The 15,081-nt window shown below is 71.4% G+C and carries 12 protein-coding genes; 2 read left to right on the forward strand and 10 right to left on the reverse strand.

The features are described 5' to 3' along the window. Window positions 1–6: 6 nt before the first annotated feature. Entirely contained in the window at window positions 7–2,001 is a 1,995-nt protein-coding gene (gene pknB, locus AC3ERS_RS03850; RefSeq protein ID WP_431963478.1) for a Stk1 family PASTA domain-containing Ser/Thr kinase, read from the reverse strand. A 166-nt stretch (window positions 2,002–2,167) separates the two neighbouring features. On the opposite strand from pknB, the gene AC3ERS_RS03855 reads away from it, so the two are divergent. Then, a complete protein-coding gene (locus AC3ERS_RS03855; RefSeq protein WP_068063623.1) occupies window positions 2,168–2,536 on the forward strand; it encodes an Rv2175c family DNA-binding protein in 369 nt (122 codons plus the stop codon). 89 nt (window positions 2,537–2,625) lie between these two features. Here AC3ERS_RS03855 and AC3ERS_RS03860 read toward each other — a convergent pair whose 3' ends face one another. The 5 genes from AC3ERS_RS03860 to AC3ERS_RS03880 all read right to left on the reverse strand — a co-directional run bounded on the left by AC3ERS_RS03860 (window position 2,626) and on the right by AC3ERS_RS03880 (window position 8,721). Continuing rightward, window positions 2,626–3,723: a phytoene/squalene synthase family protein gene (locus AC3ERS_RS03860; protein WP_431963481.1), complete on the reverse strand. Its 1,098-nt coding sequence runs from the start codon at window positions 3,721–3,723 to the stop codon at window positions 2,626–2,628. After that, window positions 3,720–5,336 (reverse strand): alpha-(1->6)-mannopyranosyltransferase A, encoded by a 1,617-nt coding sequence (locus tag AC3ERS_RS03865; RefSeq protein ID WP_431963602.1) that lies wholly within the window; start codon window positions 5,334–5,336, stop codon window positions 3,720–3,722. The genes AC3ERS_RS03860 and AC3ERS_RS03865 overlap by 4 nt, the downstream gene beginning before the upstream one ends. Window positions 5,337–5,555: 219 nt before the next feature. Then, complete coding sequence (crtI, locus tag AC3ERS_RS03870) at window positions 5,556–7,139, reverse strand: phytoene desaturase family protein (protein ID WP_431963483.1); 1,584 nt, start codon at window positions 7,137–7,139, stop codon at window positions 5,556–5,558. A 224-nt stretch (window positions 7,140–7,363) separates the two neighbouring features. Continuing rightward, window positions 7,364–7,570, reverse strand: coding sequence for a hypothetical protein (locus AC3ERS_RS03875; protein ID WP_431963485.1), 207 nt, complete (start codon window positions 7,568–7,570; stop codon window positions 7,364–7,366). After that, window positions 7,567–8,721, reverse strand: a complete 1,155-nt coding sequence (locus AC3ERS_RS03880) for a polyprenyl synthetase family protein (RefSeq protein ID WP_431963604.1) — start codon at window positions 8,719–8,721, stop codon at window positions 7,567–7,569. The genes AC3ERS_RS03875 and AC3ERS_RS03880 overlap by 4 nt, the downstream gene beginning before the upstream one ends. A 365-nt stretch (window positions 8,722–9,086) precedes the next feature. Between AC3ERS_RS03880 and AC3ERS_RS03885 the strand changes: the two genes are divergently transcribed. Beyond that, complete coding sequence (locus AC3ERS_RS03885; protein ID WP_431963486.1) at window positions 9,087–10,088, forward strand: methylenetetrahydrofolate reductase; 1,002 nt, start codon at window positions 9,087–9,089, stop codon at window positions 10,086–10,088. 478 nt (window positions 10,089–10,566) lie between these two features. Here AC3ERS_RS03885 and AC3ERS_RS03890 read toward each other — a convergent pair whose 3' ends face one another. The 4 genes from AC3ERS_RS03890 to AC3ERS_RS03905 are packed head-to-tail and all read right to left on the reverse strand — an operon-like array spanning window position 10,567 to window position 15,060. Continuing rightward, on the reverse strand, window positions 10,567–11,718 hold the full coding sequence (locus tag AC3ERS_RS03890; RefSeq protein ID WP_431963488.1) for an LLM class flavin-dependent oxidoreductase: 1,152 nt from the start codon (window positions 11,716–11,718) through the stop codon (window positions 10,567–10,569). After that, entirely contained in the window at window positions 11,715–12,524 is an 810-nt protein-coding gene (locus AC3ERS_RS03895) for a DUF1684 domain-containing protein (RefSeq protein ID WP_431963490.1), read from the reverse strand. The genes AC3ERS_RS03890 and AC3ERS_RS03895 overlap by 4 nt, the downstream gene beginning before the upstream one ends. Continuing rightward, window positions 12,521–13,894, reverse strand: a complete 1,374-nt coding sequence (locus tag AC3ERS_RS03900; RefSeq protein WP_431963492.1) for an NtaA/DmoA family FMN-dependent monooxygenase — start codon at window positions 13,892–13,894, stop codon at window positions 12,521–12,523. Before AC3ERS_RS03900 ends, AC3ERS_RS03895 begins: the two co-directional genes overlap by 4 nt. Continuing rightward, window positions 13,891–15,060 carry an LLM class flavin-dependent oxidoreductase gene (locus AC3ERS_RS03905; protein WP_431963494.1) on the reverse strand — a complete coding sequence of 390 codons (1,170 nt, stop codon included), beginning with the start codon at window positions 15,058–15,060 and terminating at the stop codon, window positions 13,891–13,893. Before AC3ERS_RS03905 ends, AC3ERS_RS03900 begins: the two co-directional genes overlap by 4 nt. Window positions 15,061–15,081 lie beyond the last annotated feature (21 nt).

The following is a 15,081-nucleotide window of genomic DNA, read 5'->3' on the forward strand; positions in this document are numbered from 1 at the left end:
CGCCGGTCAGGGCAGCGCGGTGAGGGTGACCGTGCTGCCCGGCTGGACCTTCGCCGCCGCGCCGGGGCTCTGGCCGATGACCACGGAACCGTCCGACGGGGTCAGCTGCTGGACCTGGACGCGCAGGCCGAGCCTCTCGAGCTTCTGGCGGGCCTCGCCGACGCTGTCACCGACCAGGAAGGGCAGTTTGACGGCGTTGGAGACGATCAGCACTACGCCCTCACCGGAGTTCACCGTGCTGCCCGCCGCCGGGTCGGTGCCGATCACCTGGTCGGCCTCGAAGGCCTTGTCGTACTCGGTGCGCGTCTCGCGGACCTTGATGCCCGCGGCGGTGAGCGCCTGCACGGCCTCCTCGGTCGTCTTGCCGCGCACGTCAGGGACCTTCACCGGCTGCGCGCCGTTGCTGCGGAAGACCTTGACCTGTCCGCCCATCGGCAGCACGGTCCCCGGCGCGGGCTCGACCTTCGCGAGCGAGCCCTTCGGCGCCTGGCTGCCGACCTCGCCCGCGTCGATCGGCTGGAGTCCAGCGTCCTTGATGAGCTGGTTCACCTTGCGCACGTCGTCGCCGGGCTTGATGTCGGGTACCCGGGGCTTGCCGCTGGAGACGAGCACCGACACCGTCGAGCCTTTGGTCACCTTGGAGCCCGCCGACGGGTCGCTGCCGACCACGCCGCCCACCGGGATGGTGTCCGAGGCCTTCTGTCTGATCTCGGTCTCGAAGCCCGCGTCGCGCAATGTCGCGGTCGCCTGCTCGCTGCTCAGCCCGGCGATCGGGGGCACCGCCTCGTACCGCCCGACGCCTAACCACCAGCCGCCGACGCCGACGATCAGGGTGAGGACGGCGACGATCGCGATCCACACCAGGGTCGTCCTGCGCGATCTGCGGCGGTCGGCGTCGTAAGGCTGGAACGGCGGCTGATGCAGGTTGGTCGTTCGCGGATCGTGGTCGGTAGGCGGTCCGTACTCCCCGGGCCGGCCGTAGTCCCCGGAGGGGCCGTAGTCCGGCACCCGGGGTCGCTGCGCGGTCACCACCTTGGTGTGCTGCGTCGGCTGCGGCGTGTGCTGATCCGGCGCGGGTCCCGGCCGCGGGGTCGCCGCCCTGCCGCCGGGGTCGGCGCGGAACCCGGCGCTCAGATGCTCGGCCGATTCCCGCGGCGCGGGCACCCGGTAGGGCGGCAGGCTCAGCCCGGCGGCGATCGCACGCAGCTCCGCGGCCATCTCGTTGGCGTCGGCGAAACGGTGCGCGGGCTCCCTGTTGGTCGCGCGCGCGACCAGCTCGTCGAACTCCGGCGGCACGCCCGAGATGAACTGGCTCGGGCTCGGCACGTCGTTCTCGATGCGCTGGTACGCCACCGACAGCGAGGTGTCGCCGATGAAAGGGACACGGCCGGTGAGCATTTCGAAGATCAGCACGCCGAACGCGTACACGTCGCTGCGTGAGTCGGCGGTGCCGCTGGTCACCTGCTCGGGAGAGAGATAGGCCGCGGTGCCGAGGATGACGCTCGCCGAGGTGGTCGTCGCGGCCGCCACCGCGCGCACCAGGCCGAAGTCGGCGATCTTCACCTCGCCGGAATCGGAGATGAGCACGTTCTCCGGCTTGACGTCGCGGTGCACCAGGCCCGCGGAGTGCGCCACCCCGATGGCGGCGAGCACCGGTTCGGCCACCGCCCGCACGGCGTGCGGGGGCATCGGCCCGCGTTCGCGCAGCAACTCGCGCAGCGTGCCGCCCTCGACCAGCTCCATGATCAGGAACGGGTGGTCGCCGTCCACGCCCTGGTCGTACACGGCGACCAGCGCGGGGTGCTTGAGCTTGGCGACGGCGCGGGCCTCGAACTCGAACCGGGAGAGGAACTGCGGATCGGCGGCGAACTTCGGGTCCATCACCTTGATCGCGACCGGGCGGTCCAGGCGGGTGTCCTCACCGCGGAAGACCATCGACATCCCGCCCCGAGCGATCGGCGCGTCAATCCGGTAGCGCCCCTCCAGCATCTGCCCGATCAAGTGATGTCCTCCGGCTTTCACAAAACTGTGCACCCCTCGCTAGTGCGCGAACAGCGACAGACCGCCCCGTGCGGCCCCCACGATGGTAACCGTGCCAGGCGGCCGAACCGGTCTGTTGCCCGGGTGTCACACGACGCGCGGCGCCACACCGTCTACCGTTGTGCGGGTGAGTGCATTTCCCTGCAGCGAGGATGTCCTTCCGGAGTCCGTGGCCATGCTGCCGCTGCCCGAGGTCGCCGACCGGCTCGGGATCGTGGTGACGCGGGTGCATCAGATGCTGCGCGACCACCAACTCCTCGCCGTGCGCCGCAATGGAGTGGCGAGCGTTCCCGAGGTCTTCTTCGACGACACCGGCGCGGTGACCAAGCACCTGCCCGGACTGATCACCGTCATGAAGGACGCCAAGTACACCGACGAGGAGATCCTGGAATGGATCTTCACCGACGACGCCAGCCTGCCCGGCAAACCGATCGACGCCCTGCACGGCCCCCTCGCTCGCGAGGTGCTGCGCCGCGCCGCCGCCGACCCGTTCTGAATCTCGCAGACCGTCCGCACGCCTCCTAGCCCCTTGTTACCTGTGCGAGGCGTGTGGCAGGTGTGCGAGGCTGTGCGACTCGGCGGGGTTCAGGGGCGGGTGCCTGCGAGGAGCTGGGTAGTGGCGACCAGCAGGCGTCGGCCCCGTGGCACCGTAGCCCGGTTTTGGAAGATCGCGTAGCCGGATTGCTCTATGCGGTAGAGGATTTCGGCGTAGAGGGCGCTGGCCGCGCGGATGGCGGGGCGGACCCTGGGGTGCAGCAGCTCGATGCCGGGATCGGCGGTTCGGTAGACGTCGCGGTTGATCGCGATCAGGTGGGCGAGGGCCCGGCGGACCCGCGGGTCGGTGTGGCCGGTGCGGCGGCAGTCGGCGAGGAGGTCCGCGTCCACGCCGAAGGCCGCCAGGTGGTCGGCGGGCAGATACACGCGCCCGCGGTCCAGATCCTCGGCGACATCGCGCAGGAAGTTGGTGAGCTGGAAGGCCTCCCCCAGCGCGGCGGCCGCGGGTTCGGCTTCGGCCCGCGGCCCGACGGTGCCGAGCACGGGAAGCAGTTGCAGTCCGATGGCCGCGGCCGATCCGCGCATGTATTCGCGCAGCTCGGCCATCGTGGCGTAGCGGTCGCGGAATTGGGGCGTGCCGGGGACGTCCATGCGCATGGAGTCCAGGAAGGTCCAGAAGTGTTCCGGATCGATCGCGTAGCGGTCGACGGTGTCGGCGAGCGCGGAGAGCACCTGGGCGCGAAGCAGGGGAATCGGTGCGCCGGGTGCGTCCCACGGCGCGAATCCGCCCTGTTCGAAAGCCGTGCGTAGCTGTTTCTCGATCAGGTCGAGTTCGTTGGCGGGGCTGTGTTCGAGGGTCAGCAGCGACTCCGGCGACGCCGAGTCGGGGAGCCCTGTGCGCCCGAGGCTCGGGTCCGCGTGGTCGACGATGTCGTCCACCATCCGCGCGAACGCGTAGAGCGCGTGCACCGCCGGTCTTCGGGGCGTCGACAACAGCCTGGTCGCCAGGAAATACGTGCGCCCGTGCTCCGCGGCGATCGCCCGGCACGCGCGATAGGCGGACTCGAGGTGTACCTGCGCCTCCGCTCCGGTCGTGCGCGGGTCTGTCGACGGACTGCGTCCGGCTGCGCCCGTTGTGTGGACCCGCGCTAGGTCCGGGTCGTCGCCGTCGGGTCTCGCGGCGTTCATGGACGCGAAGCGGTGGCCGCGACCTCGGCGCCCGGGGTTACCTGTTGCGGTGGCGTCGAGCGCAGTCGCAGCGGGTCCACCGTGCGCAACGAGAGCGCGGCGACGACGGCGGCGAAGGTCGCGGCCGCCACGTGCCAGAAGTTGTACAGGCCGATCGAGCCGTCCGGCTGGAACACCAGCATCAGCCAGGTACACAGGCCGACGAGCACCATGAGCGTCGTGGTCGACAGCGCGAACGCGGCGGCCAGCGCCAGCGGCCACGAGTAGTACCAGGGCAGCGCGGCGGGGGAGAGGATCACGATGCCGACGAACGCGATGAGGATCCCGAACACCGCCTCCCGCTCGCTGTGCCGGAACCGCCACCAGGTCCACACCAGCACCGCCACCAGTGCCAAGGCGCACAGCGCGCGGGTGACGGTGAGCACCGATTCCATGCGCAGCGGGGTGATCCAGGTGGTGGCGTGCGCCATGATGGTCGGCAGCGAGAGCCAGTTGATGATCTTCTTCGAGCCCGACAGCGCGGTCAGCCAGCCGATGCCGACCCCGGCGATGGCCGAGGCCGCGACGAAGACCACCGCGAACACGCTCAGTCCGAGCCCGGCGATCTTGGCGAACGTCATGGCCGGGTGCGGCATATCCGGTCCGGCTTTCGCGGCGTCCGGGGCGCCGTTCGCGGGAGTGGAGCTCGGATCCGCCGGCGCGTTCGGGTCCGCGGCCGCGCGTTCGGCGGCGCGGCGTTCCCGCTCGTGCAACATCCAGATCCACACCAGGAACGGCAGCGCGATGCCCGCAGTGGCCTTGATCGCCACGCCGATGGCGACGACCACGATGCCCGCCACGTGGTGGCGCTCCAGCACCAGCGCGATGCCCGCGCACATCAGGCCGACCATCAGCATCTCGTTGTGCACGCCGCCGATGAGGTGGATGAGCACCAACGGGTTGAGCACCGCGAGCCACAGCGCGACCGTCGGTTTGCCACCCAGGTGCTTGGTCAGGTACGGGACCGCCCACATCATCAGCGCGAGGCCGGGCAGCATCACCAGGCGCAGCGCGATGGTGCCCGCGACCACGTTGTCACCGGTGATCGCGGTGATGGCGCGGCCGAGCAGCAGGAACACCGGGCCGTACGGCGCGGTGGTGGTGGTCCAGACCGGGCTCACATTGTCCAGCAGCACACCGGGATTCGCGACGGGACCGACCAGGTAGGGGTCGAAGCCGTCGCGCAGCAGCGCGCCCTGGGCCAGGTAGGAGTAGGCGTCGCGGCTGAACATCGGCACCGCGAAGAGCAAAGGGAAGATCCAGATTCCGACGATCGCGCGCAGCTCGTTGAGCGTCACCCCGGCGCCCGCCCGGTTGCCCAGCCCGAGTGTGGTGCGGCCGAGGCGAACCCACGCGGTGATCATCAGCAGCACGCCGATCCAGATGAGCATGGTCGAGAGCGCGTAGCCGTGCCCGAACCGCAGCCAGGACAGGTTCATCGCCTCGAGCAGCGGATCGCGCTGGCGCACGCTGCCCGCGCCGAACCCGCCGAAGGTGATCATCATCGCACCGAAGAAGCCGAGCAGCGCGGCGTGACCCTCGGGGCTGCGCGCGAAGTCGGCGTAGGTCTGCATCCGATCCAAGAAGCCGGGTCCTTCGGCGCCGTCGCCGGGGGATCGCGGGCTGCTCGAGGCACCGGCGTGACCGGATACGCGGGGCGCGGTGTCGGTCGCCTGCGCGGCTGCGGCGCTCGTATCGGGGGGATGCATGTGGTGTCGGTCCCCCCGGCAAGGTCGGCGGCCGCAACCGCGAGCGAATAGGTCGGCGATCAGTTTAATGGTTCGCCGAGAACACTATCCCGCTGGTACGTGCGGTTCATCCCGAGTAACGCCCTTGGCGCCGGTAATTCGGTTTGCCGCCAGTTTCCCCGAGAGCAGCGCCGTCGGCACGCCGACGCCCGGCGTGGTGCCGCAACCGGCGATAACCACGTTGTCGCTGAACTTCGGGAAATTGCGTGGTCGAAAAGGTCCGGTCTGCCGGAAGAGATGCGCGACGGAGAACGGCGTGCCCGCGATCATGCCCTGTGCCTGCCAGGTGCGCGGGGTGTCCAGGTGATCGACAGTGAAGTGCTCGGCGATCCCCCGGTAGCCGCGCGCCTCCAGCACCGCGAGCAGCTCGCGCAGGTAGGGGCGGGCCAGCCGGTCCCAGTCGAGGGGAGCGCTCGTCAGGTTGGGGCACGGAGCGAGCAGCGAGAACGGCTCGTGGCGTCCGTCGGGCCGATCGATGTAGAGCCCGGGATCGGTCAGCGCGGGGCGGGTCAGCAGCAGTGAGGGGTCGCGCATCAGCCGTCCGCGCGCGGTGAGCCGGCCGCCGCGGCGCGGTGCGGCGGCGATCTCGTCGAAGGTGGTGTCCCATGCCGCGCCGAAGTCGATGGTGTGGTGCGCCTGCACCGGCCAGGTCGCGGCGATCTCGGCCGGGATGGTGCCGTGCGCGACCACCGCCGACGGCGCGGCCCGCAGCCCGCGCCTCGGCCGGACGCCGAAGCGTTCCATCGAGCCGAAGTCGGCGGTGAGTATCACCGCGTCGCAGTCCAGTGCGCGTCCGTCGGCGGTGCGCACCCGGCGGGCCCGCCTTCCCTCGTACTCGATCCCGGTGACCTCGGTGTTCAGCCGCAGCACCCCGCCCGCGGCGGTGAACGCCTCGGCCATGGTGGCGGCGATGGCGCGCATGCCGCCCTCGGGGAAGTAGACGCCCAGGGAGGTGTCCATGTGCGGGATCGCGCCGTAGACGGCCAGCGCGTCGGAGGGAGCCATGCCCGCGTAGAGCGCTTGGAAGGTGAACAGCCTCGCCAGCCGCGTGTCGGTCAGGATCCGGCCGACGCGCGGTCCGAGTCTGCCGAACCCGCCGAGCCGAACCAGCTCCGCCAGCGCGGCGCGTTTGCGCGGCGACCGCACCATGTCCAGCGGCGAGTCGAAGTTGGTGTCCATGAACTCGGTGAACTCGGCGCGGTAGACGCGCGCCAGCCAGTCGCGGAGCCGTCGGTAGCGGTTCGCCTCGCCGGGGCCGCAGGTGCGGGCGACCTCGTCGGCCATGGCGTCCGGGTCGGCGAACACCCGGATGGTGGAGTCGTCGGCGAAGCGCGCGTGGTAGCTCGGCGCGAGCCGGTGGATGCGCAGCGGGGCCGGGCCGGATTCGGGTGTCCGGCCGACGGCGGCCAGCGCGTCGGTGATCAGTTCCGGCAGCGTGAGCACCGTGGCGCCGTTGTCGATCTCGTAGTCCGGCCCGCGATACCGGCCGACCCGCCCGCCCGGATGATCGGCCCGCTCCAGCAGCGTGACCGACCGTCCCGCGCCGGTGAGATACAGCGCGGCGGCAAGACCGGACAGGCCCGCGCCCACGACGACCACCCGATCGGTCGGTCCCGCAACGGTTTTCATTCGACTTCTCCTCGACCGCCGGGCACGGCGGGCTACCCGTGAAACTCTGCGTCGGCCGGCGCCGCGTCGATCACCGGACGACGCGGCCGTTTTCACACCGCGGGGGCCGGTCCCTGCCTGTGCGGTATTCCGCCGCAATCCCATGCCTGCCGGTCGGTAGGTGGATCGCTACGCGGCGTGCGGCGCCGGTCGACTCGTCGGCCGACGCTCGAAAGACGGGGGACTCAGTCCTCGGCCGACCGAGGGTCCCGCGGCGCCGAACACGCGCGCGGGACACGGACGCCGCGCCGGGTGGGCAGGGCGGCGCCCAGGATCAGCCGACGTTCGGTCAGCGCGGCCGGGGACTTCCCTCGGCGCTTGCCCGTGCTGCGCGGGGCCGGGCCTGCGCCGACGGCGATCACGCGATCGGCTGGTCCCACAACGGCTTTCATGCGGTCCTCCTGGTTGCGGCCAGTGCCATACCGCGCAGTTGCTCTTTGGCGGCGGGGGTGGCCGAGCTGGAATCTATGGCGGCTAGGCCGCGGTCGGTGAGGTCGGCGATGCGGCGTTCCACTTCGTCGACGGCGCCGAGCTCGGTGAGCACGGCGCGCAGGCGCGTGACATCCTCGGCGCCGAGATCGGTGCCGATGCTGGTGCGCAGCAGGTGCGCGGCGGACGGGTCGGTGGCGTCGGCGCGGCGCAGCGCCTCGGCGAGCAGCACGGTGCGTTTGCCCTCGCGCAGGTCGTCGCCGGAGGGTTTGCCGGTGACCTCGGGATCGCCGAACACGCCGAGCAGGTCGTCGCGCAGCTGGAAAGCGATCCCGATGTCGGTGCCGAAGGTGCGGTAGGCCGCGATCAGATCGCGGTCGGCGGCGGCGATAGCGGCGCCGAGGTGCAGCGGGCGCTCCACGGTGTAGGCGGCCGTCTTGTAGCGGTTGATGCGCAGCGCGGCGTCCACCGACTCGTCGCCGACCGCCTCGCCGTTGATGTCGAGCAGCTGACCGCCGAGCACCTCGGTGCGCATCTGCGCCCAGACCGGCGCGAATCGCGCCAGCGCGGCCGGGGCGAGCCCCGCGGCGTGCACCAGGTCGTCGGCCCAGGCCAGGGCGAGATCACCGATCAGGATCGCGACGCTGGCGCCGAAGTGGGCGGCGTCGCCCGACCAGTCGCGCTCGCGATGGCGCTGCTCGAAATCGACGTGCACGGTGGCGAAGCCGCGGCGGGTGCGGGAGGAATCGATGATGTCGTCGTGGATGAGCGCGCACGCCTGCACCAGTTCGAGCGCGGAGCAGGCGGCGAGCACCGCGCCCGCTTCGTCGCTGTCCGGGTCGCCGCCCGCCCCGAGCCAGCCGGTCCAGGCGAACGCGGGCCTGGTGCGCTTGCCGCCACGGAGCACGAACAGCTCCAGGGCGTCGGCGGCGTCGACGAAGACCGGGCCGAGCGGCTCCACGAGGGGCCGCCGGGTGGCGAAGAAGTCGGTGAGGCGGTCCTGCACCGCCGCGACGAAATCGGGCGTACCGGGGATCGGCGTCCGCTGCGCGTCGGCGGGCGTTGCCGGGGTTCGTGTCGGAGTACCGGGTCCGGCGGACAGAGGAACCTCCAGGGTCACGGGTGTGGTCGCGCCGGTCGAGCGCGACGAGTGGTCTGTGAGCGAGCGTGTGTCACCGCCGCCCGGGTCGGCGCGATCGCGGCGCACGTCCGGTCCGGCCGCAGCGATAGTGGTGCCGTATCAGAGAATACGCGGCCATCCCATCCTGTCGGCGACCAACCTCCGCCTCGAAACAACCACTGATGGGGTGGTCGGACATAGGACGTCTCGCGCCCGGCGCGCGGCCGGAGTTACGCGGAACGAGTGCGACCGGACGAAGCCCGCCGACGGGCCCCGCGCACGGCCGCGACGGCAGCGGATATCCGCCGGAGCCGGAGTGAGCGCGCATGTCAGGACGGCCGTCCCACTACACTGAACCGGTGACTTTCGATTCCGTGCGGGGACGTTCGACCCCAGGGCGCCCGTCCCCGACGCCACCGATCGTCTCGGGAACGCCTTCGGTTGTGCAGAGCTTGCAGGTCCATTCGGGCCGGAACGTACCGTTCTCCGTCGAGTTCAACCCGCCGCGCGATGCCGCGGGCGAGGCCAGGCTCTGGCGCGCCGTGCGCGAGTTCGAGCGCATGCATCCGGCGTTCGTGTCGATGACCTACGGGGCGGGCGGTTCCACCAAGGACCGCACCGTGCGGGTGACCGGTCAGCTGGCGCAGGAGACCACCCTGCTGCCGGTGGCGCACCTGACCGCCGTCGGGCACAGCGTGGCCGAGCTGCGCTCGCTGGTCGGCGCGTACGCCGACTCCGGCATCCGCAACATCCTGGTGCTGCGCGGCGACCCGCCCGGCGACCCGCTCGGCGAGTGGCACAAGCACCCGGAGGGTGTGGAGTACGCCGAGGAACTGGTCCGCATCGTCCGCGATCTCGGCGATTTCCACGTCGGTGTCGCCTCCTTCCCACAGGGTCATCACCGCTCCCCGGACCTGGACTCCGACACCGCCTTCCTGGCCGCGAAACTGCGTGCCGGGGCGGAATATTCGATCACCCAGATGTTCTTCGAGGTCGAGCACTACCTGCGCCTGCGCGACCGGGTCGCGGCCTTGGATCCGATCGAGGCCGCCAAGCCGATCATCCCGGAGCTGATGCCGATCACCTCGCTGCGCACCGTGGCGCGGGCCGAGGAACTGTGCGGCCGTCCGCTGCCCGACGCGGTGCTGGCGCGGCTGCGCAAGGCCGCGGGCGACGGCCCCGAGGAGGACCGCGCCGCGGTGCGCGAGGTGGGCATCGAGATCGCCACGGAGATGGCGCAGCGGCTGATCGACGAGGGCGCGCCCTGCCTGCACTTCATCACCCTGAATTTCGCCAAGGCGACCAGCGAGGTGCTGACCAACCTCGGCTACGGCGTCACCGCGGCGCCCGTCAGCGCCTAGACGACACCGCGCCGGTGCGCTCGATGGCGCACCGCACCGGGTGCGCTCGACGCACAGCGCTGGTGCGCTCGATGGCCACCGCGCCGGATGCGAGCGATGGCGCAGCGTGTCGAGCGTGCCCGAGGCTCAGTGCCGGTGTGCTCGATGAGTCGCAGCCCCGGATGTGCTCGATGGCACAGCGCCGGGTGCGCTCGAGGCACAGCGTCGACGACAGCGTGTCGAGCGTGCTCGAGGCTCAGTGCCGGTGTGCTCGATGGGCCGCAGCCCCGGATGTGCTCGATGGCACAGCGCCGGGTGCGCTCGAGGCACAGCGTGTCGAGCGCGCTCGAGGCACAACGCCGGTGCGCTGCGAGGCCGCGGCGCCGGGGTGCGCTCGATGGCACCACGTCGATGACAGCGTGGCGAGCGCGCGCCTCTGATCGCTCGACGACCGCACGCCGATGCCCCGCCGGTCGACGACCGGCGGGGCATTCGCACATCAGGCGGCGCGGGCCGCTCGCAGCCCCCACGCCTCGGCCAGCAGCCGATGGGATTCGAGCCGGTCGGCGTGCTCGTGGGCGACGCTGGTGATCAGCAACTCGTTCGCGCCCGTGACCTGCTGCAAGGCGGCGAGCCGTTCCACCACCGTGCTCGGCGACCCGACGAACTGGGTGGCCAGCCGGTCGTCCACCAGCCGCCGCTGATCGGGGGTCAGCGGGCCCGCGGCGTCCGGCGCGAGGAACTCGGCCGCGCCCGCGCCGCTGCGGATGCTGTACACCCAGTGCCCGTAGCCCGAGGCGAGCTCTCTGGCCTTCGCGTCGTCGGCGCCGACCACCACGTCGGCCGACACCACCACGTACGGCTCGGACAGGTACTGGGAAGGGCGGAACGCCGCGCGGTAGGCGGCGACGGCGTCGAGCGCGGAGCCGGGCGCCACGTGATAGGCCGCCGCGAACGGCAGTCCGAGCCTGCCCGCCAGCTCGGCGCTCTCGCCGCCGGAGCTGCCGAACAGCCACAGCTGCACCTGCGCGTTCTCACCGGGGACCGCGTGCAGCGGAATGCCGTCCTCGCTGACGTAGGTGCCCGCGAGCAGGGCCCGCACCTCGGCGATCTGGTCGGCGAAATCCGGCGCCTGCGCGCCAGGCTGTTGCAGTGCGCGCAGCGAGGCCACGAAACGGGACCGGTCGATGAAGCGGCCCGCATCGAAGGGCGGCGGGACCACCACGCCGTCGCGGATCTCGGTGCGTCCGGTCGCGGTGTCGACCACCGGCCTCCCGCCCTTGGGATGCTCTGGCTCCGCGCCGAATTGGGCCCGCCGGTGGCCGGAACGCCCGAGCCCGAGGTCCAGCCTGCCCGGGTACAGCGCGTCGATGGTGCCGAACGCCTCCACGATCGAGGCCGAGGTGTGGTGGCCCACCTGCACCGCCGCCGAACCCACCCGAATCCGGGAGGTGTTGGCCGCGACCAGTCCGATCAGGGTGATCGAGCTGGAACTGGCCACCGCGACGAAATGGTGTTCGGCCAGCCAATACCGGTGATAGCCCCACTGTTCGGCGTGCTGGGCCAGGTCGACGGTGTTGCGCAGCGCCTGCTGCGCGGTGGACCCGGCGCTGATGGGGGACAGGTCGAGGATGGAGAGCGGGACCGTCACGCCTGCCTCCTCGCGAGCCGGGGATCCTGCTCGCCCGCCTCGATGGCCACCCGCAGCCGGTTCTGCTCCGGCGCCACCGGGCAGGTCGCGAAATCGGTGAAGGCGCAGGGCAGATTGGCCGCCCGGTTGAAGTCGAGCAGCACCGAGCCGTCGGCGTCCGGCGCGGCGACGCTCAGCGACCTGGCCGCGGGATACGTGGTGACGCCGCTGGTGGCATCGGTGAACAGGATGCGCAGCCCGTCTCCGGCCTGGAACGCGACGACGCGTTCGGTGACAGCGCCGAGGGTGAATTCGAGGGTGCCCGCGGCGGTGTGGTGGTGCTCGAGCCCGTCGACCACCGCCGCGGTGACGACGGTCCGCGGCTCGGCGAACGGTTCGAAGCGGCCGGGTACGATCCAGCGCGAATCCGGCTCGTAGGCGGGGATGCCCGTGAACGCGGCCAGGGTCGGGGCGGCGGGATCGTGAATCCGCACGGCGTAACGTCCGGTACGCCGGATCACCTCGAGCAGGCGCTGCTCGTGGCGGACCTCGAGACCCGGCGCGCCTTCGACCGGGGTGAGGATCTGCACGCCCGCGATGTCGGTGCCGTCGAACGTCAGGCGGTCGGCCGGTTGCGCGGTGATGAACACCTTGTTGTCGGTGACCCACCAGGTGCCGGGTACGTCGGGCAGGCGCTCGGGCTGGTCGGTGAGCCAGTGCAGTCCGGTCAGGCTGAGAAAGCCGAGCCGGTCGCGCAGCTGGTCCTCTCGCGCGGCGTGCCAGGCGGCCCACTCGGTGTCGAAACTGGTTGCGGTGGTTGCGGTCATGACGCTCTGGCTCCTTCGTGGACGGATGTGCGGTGGTGGGGGTGGCGCAGGCCGAGATGGTCGCGCAGGGTGTCGCCGGTGTACTCGGTGCGGAAGCTGCCGCGCTCCTGGAGTTCCGGGACGACGCGGTCGACGAACTCGTCGAGTCCGGCCGGTGTGAGGTGGGGGACGAGGATGAAACCGTCGGCGGCGTCGGTCTGCACGTATTCGTCGATGCGTTCGGCCACTTCGGCGGGCGTGCCGACGAACTGCTGGCGCGCGGTGACCTCGATGATCAGTTCGCGGATGCTCAGCTTCTCGGCCTCGGCCTTGGCGCGCCATGCCTCGGCGACCGCACGCGGATCCTTCGCGTGGCGCACCCGGCCCCTGGTGATGTTCACGTCGCCGGAGGGGTCGACCTCGGGCAGCGGGCCGTCCGGGTCGTAGCCGGAAAGGTCACGGCCCCAGACCTGTTCGAGGAACGCGATGGCGGTCTGCGGGCCCACCTGCTGGCGGCGGATGTGCCTGGCCCGGTCCTCGGCCTCGGTGGCGGTGTCGCCGAGCACGAAGGTGGCGGCGGGCAGGATCTTCAGCTCGTCGTGCGCGCGACCGTATTTGGCGAGGCGGCCCTTCATGTCGGTGTAGAACGCCTGTCCCGCCTCCAGCGTGCCGTGCCCGGTGAAGATGGCGTCGGCGGTGGCGGCGCCGAATTCGCGGCCGTCGTCGGAATCGCCCGCCTGCAACAACACCGGGTGACCCTGCGGGCTCGGCGGCAGCACGAAGCGCGCGGCGATGTCGAATTGCGCACCGCGGTGGCGGGTTTCGGGAATCTCTCTGGCGAAGACGCCCGCCTCGCGATCGACGACCAGCGTGTCGGCGGGCCAGCTGTCCCACAGTGCGCGCGCCACCTCGACCGTCTCGGCCGCGCGGCGGTAACGATCCGCGTGCTCCAGATATCCGCCGCGGCGGAAGTTCTCGCCGGTGAACGCGTCGGAGGAGGTGACGACGTTCCACGCCGCGCGCCCGCCCGACAGGTGATCCAGCGACGCGAACTGCTTGGCCAGCTCGAACGGTTCGTTGTAGGTGGAATTGATGGTGCCTGCCAGCCCCAGCTTCTCGGTGACTCCGGCCAGCGCGTTGAGCACCGTGAAGGTGTCGGGCCTGCCGACCACGTCCAGATCGTGGATGCGCCCGAGGTGTTCGCGCAGCCGCAGGCCCTCGGCGAGGAAGAAGAAGTCGAACAGGCCGCGTTCGGCGGTGCGGGCCAGGTGGACGAAGGATTCGAAGTCGATCTGGCTCTTGGACGCCGGATCGCTCCAGACCGTGGTGTTGTTCACCCCGGGGAAGTGCGCGGCCAGATGCACGGTCTTGCGCGGCTTGGCGGAACTCATGACGGTGTCCCTTCTTGAATCGTGGCGTAGCGGCTCACCGGGCGCGGCAGATCCAGCCGCTCGCGCAAGGTGGTGGCGGGTGCGGGCGGCACGGTGGGCAGCCTGCTCAGGGTGGCGTGCACCGCGAGCGGCCGCAGCACCACGCCGTCGGCAGCGCCCGAATCGGCCACGGCGGCGAGCAATTCGGTCAGCGAGTCGCCGGTGCCGACGTGTCGCAGCGCCGCGCCGGCGGCCCTGGTACCGACCTGCGGCGCGGCGAGCGCACCGGACACCGCCGCCGTCGCGGACGCCGACCAGCGGTCCAGCTCGGCCAGTTCCTCGTGCGCGCGCTCGGCGGTATCGGCGAGGTGGACGTCGATGTCGAGGAGCACGCGCGCGGCGTCCGGGTCGCGCTCCGCGCCGAGCAGTGCGCTGCGCAGCTCGGCGCGCCTGGCGTGCGCGGCGTCGAGATCCGGTGGGGCGATGCGAATCAGGTCGGCGCGGCGCACCGCGACCTGGATGCTCGGCCCTTCGTCGGCGCGGACCGCGACGATCGGCTGCCCCTGCGGTGAGCGCGGCGTGATCGACGGCCCCTTCACCGAGAAGTTGTCGCCCGCGTAGTCGATGTAGTGCAGCTTGTCCCTGTCGATGAAACGCCCGGTCGGCAGGTCGCGGATCTCCGCGTCGTCCTCCCAGGAATCCCACAGCCGCGTGACCACCTCGACGGCTTCGTCCGCCTCGTGCCACAGCGCCGCCGTGTCCTGAGCGCCCTTGCGGCCGAACGCCTTCGCCTGCTCGGCGCCCTCGGACACGGTGACCTCCCAGCCCGCGCGCCCGAGGGTGGCGAAGTCGAGGCTGGCGATCGCCTTGGACAGGTGGAACGGCTCGGTATGGGTGACCGGCGCCTGCGGCAGCAGGCCGATGCGCCGCGTGGCGGCCGCGGCGCGGGCCGCGATCGCCACTGCGTCGAGCCTGCCCTTGGCGATCTCGGCGCCGCCGGGCGGCAATCCGAAGGAATCAGGCAGGAAAACGGCGTCGGCTCCGGCCTTTTCGGCGGCGGTGATCGCGTCGACCCAGTAATCGGCGGTGAACAGGTCCTCGGCGCGCGAGTCCTGGCGTCGCCACGACGCCGGGTGCGCGCCGGTCCCGGTGAGTTCCACCGCGAGGAAGAAATCCGAATCCGGCATCATGCGGTCCTTTCCGTTGCG

The sequence above is a fragment of the Nocardia sp. bgisy134 genome, assembly GCF_057708325.1.

Bases quoted from the DNA above. Each gene is read 5' to 3' on its own strand.
- AC3ERS_RS03905 (WP_431963494.1), bottom strand. From the start codon at position 15,060: ATGCCGGATTCGGATTTCTTCCTCGCGGTGGAACTCACCGGGACCGGC.
- AC3ERS_RS03865 (WP_431963602.1), bottom strand. From the start codon at position 5,336: ATGCAGACCTACGCCGACTTCGCGCGCAGCCCCGAGGGTCACGCCGCG.
- AC3ERS_RS03900 (WP_431963492.1), bottom strand. From the start codon at position 13,894: ATGAGTTCCGCCAAGCCGCGCAAGACCGTGCATCTGGCCGCGCACTTC.
- AC3ERS_RS03860 (WP_431963481.1), bottom strand. From the start codon at position 3,723: ATGAACGCCGCGAGACCCGACGGCGACGACCCGGACCTAGCGCGGGTC.
- AC3ERS_RS03895 (WP_431963490.1), bottom strand. From the start codon at position 12,524: ATGACCGCAACCACCGCAACCAGTTTCGACACCGAGTGGGCCGCCTGG.
- AC3ERS_RS03875 (WP_431963485.1), bottom strand. From the start codon at position 7,570: ATGAAAGCCGTTGTGGGACCAGCCGATCGCGTGATCGCCGTCGGCGCA.
- crtI (WP_431963483.1), bottom strand. From the start codon at position 7,139: ATGAAAACCGTTGCGGGACCGACCGATCGGGTGGTCGTCGTGGGCGCG.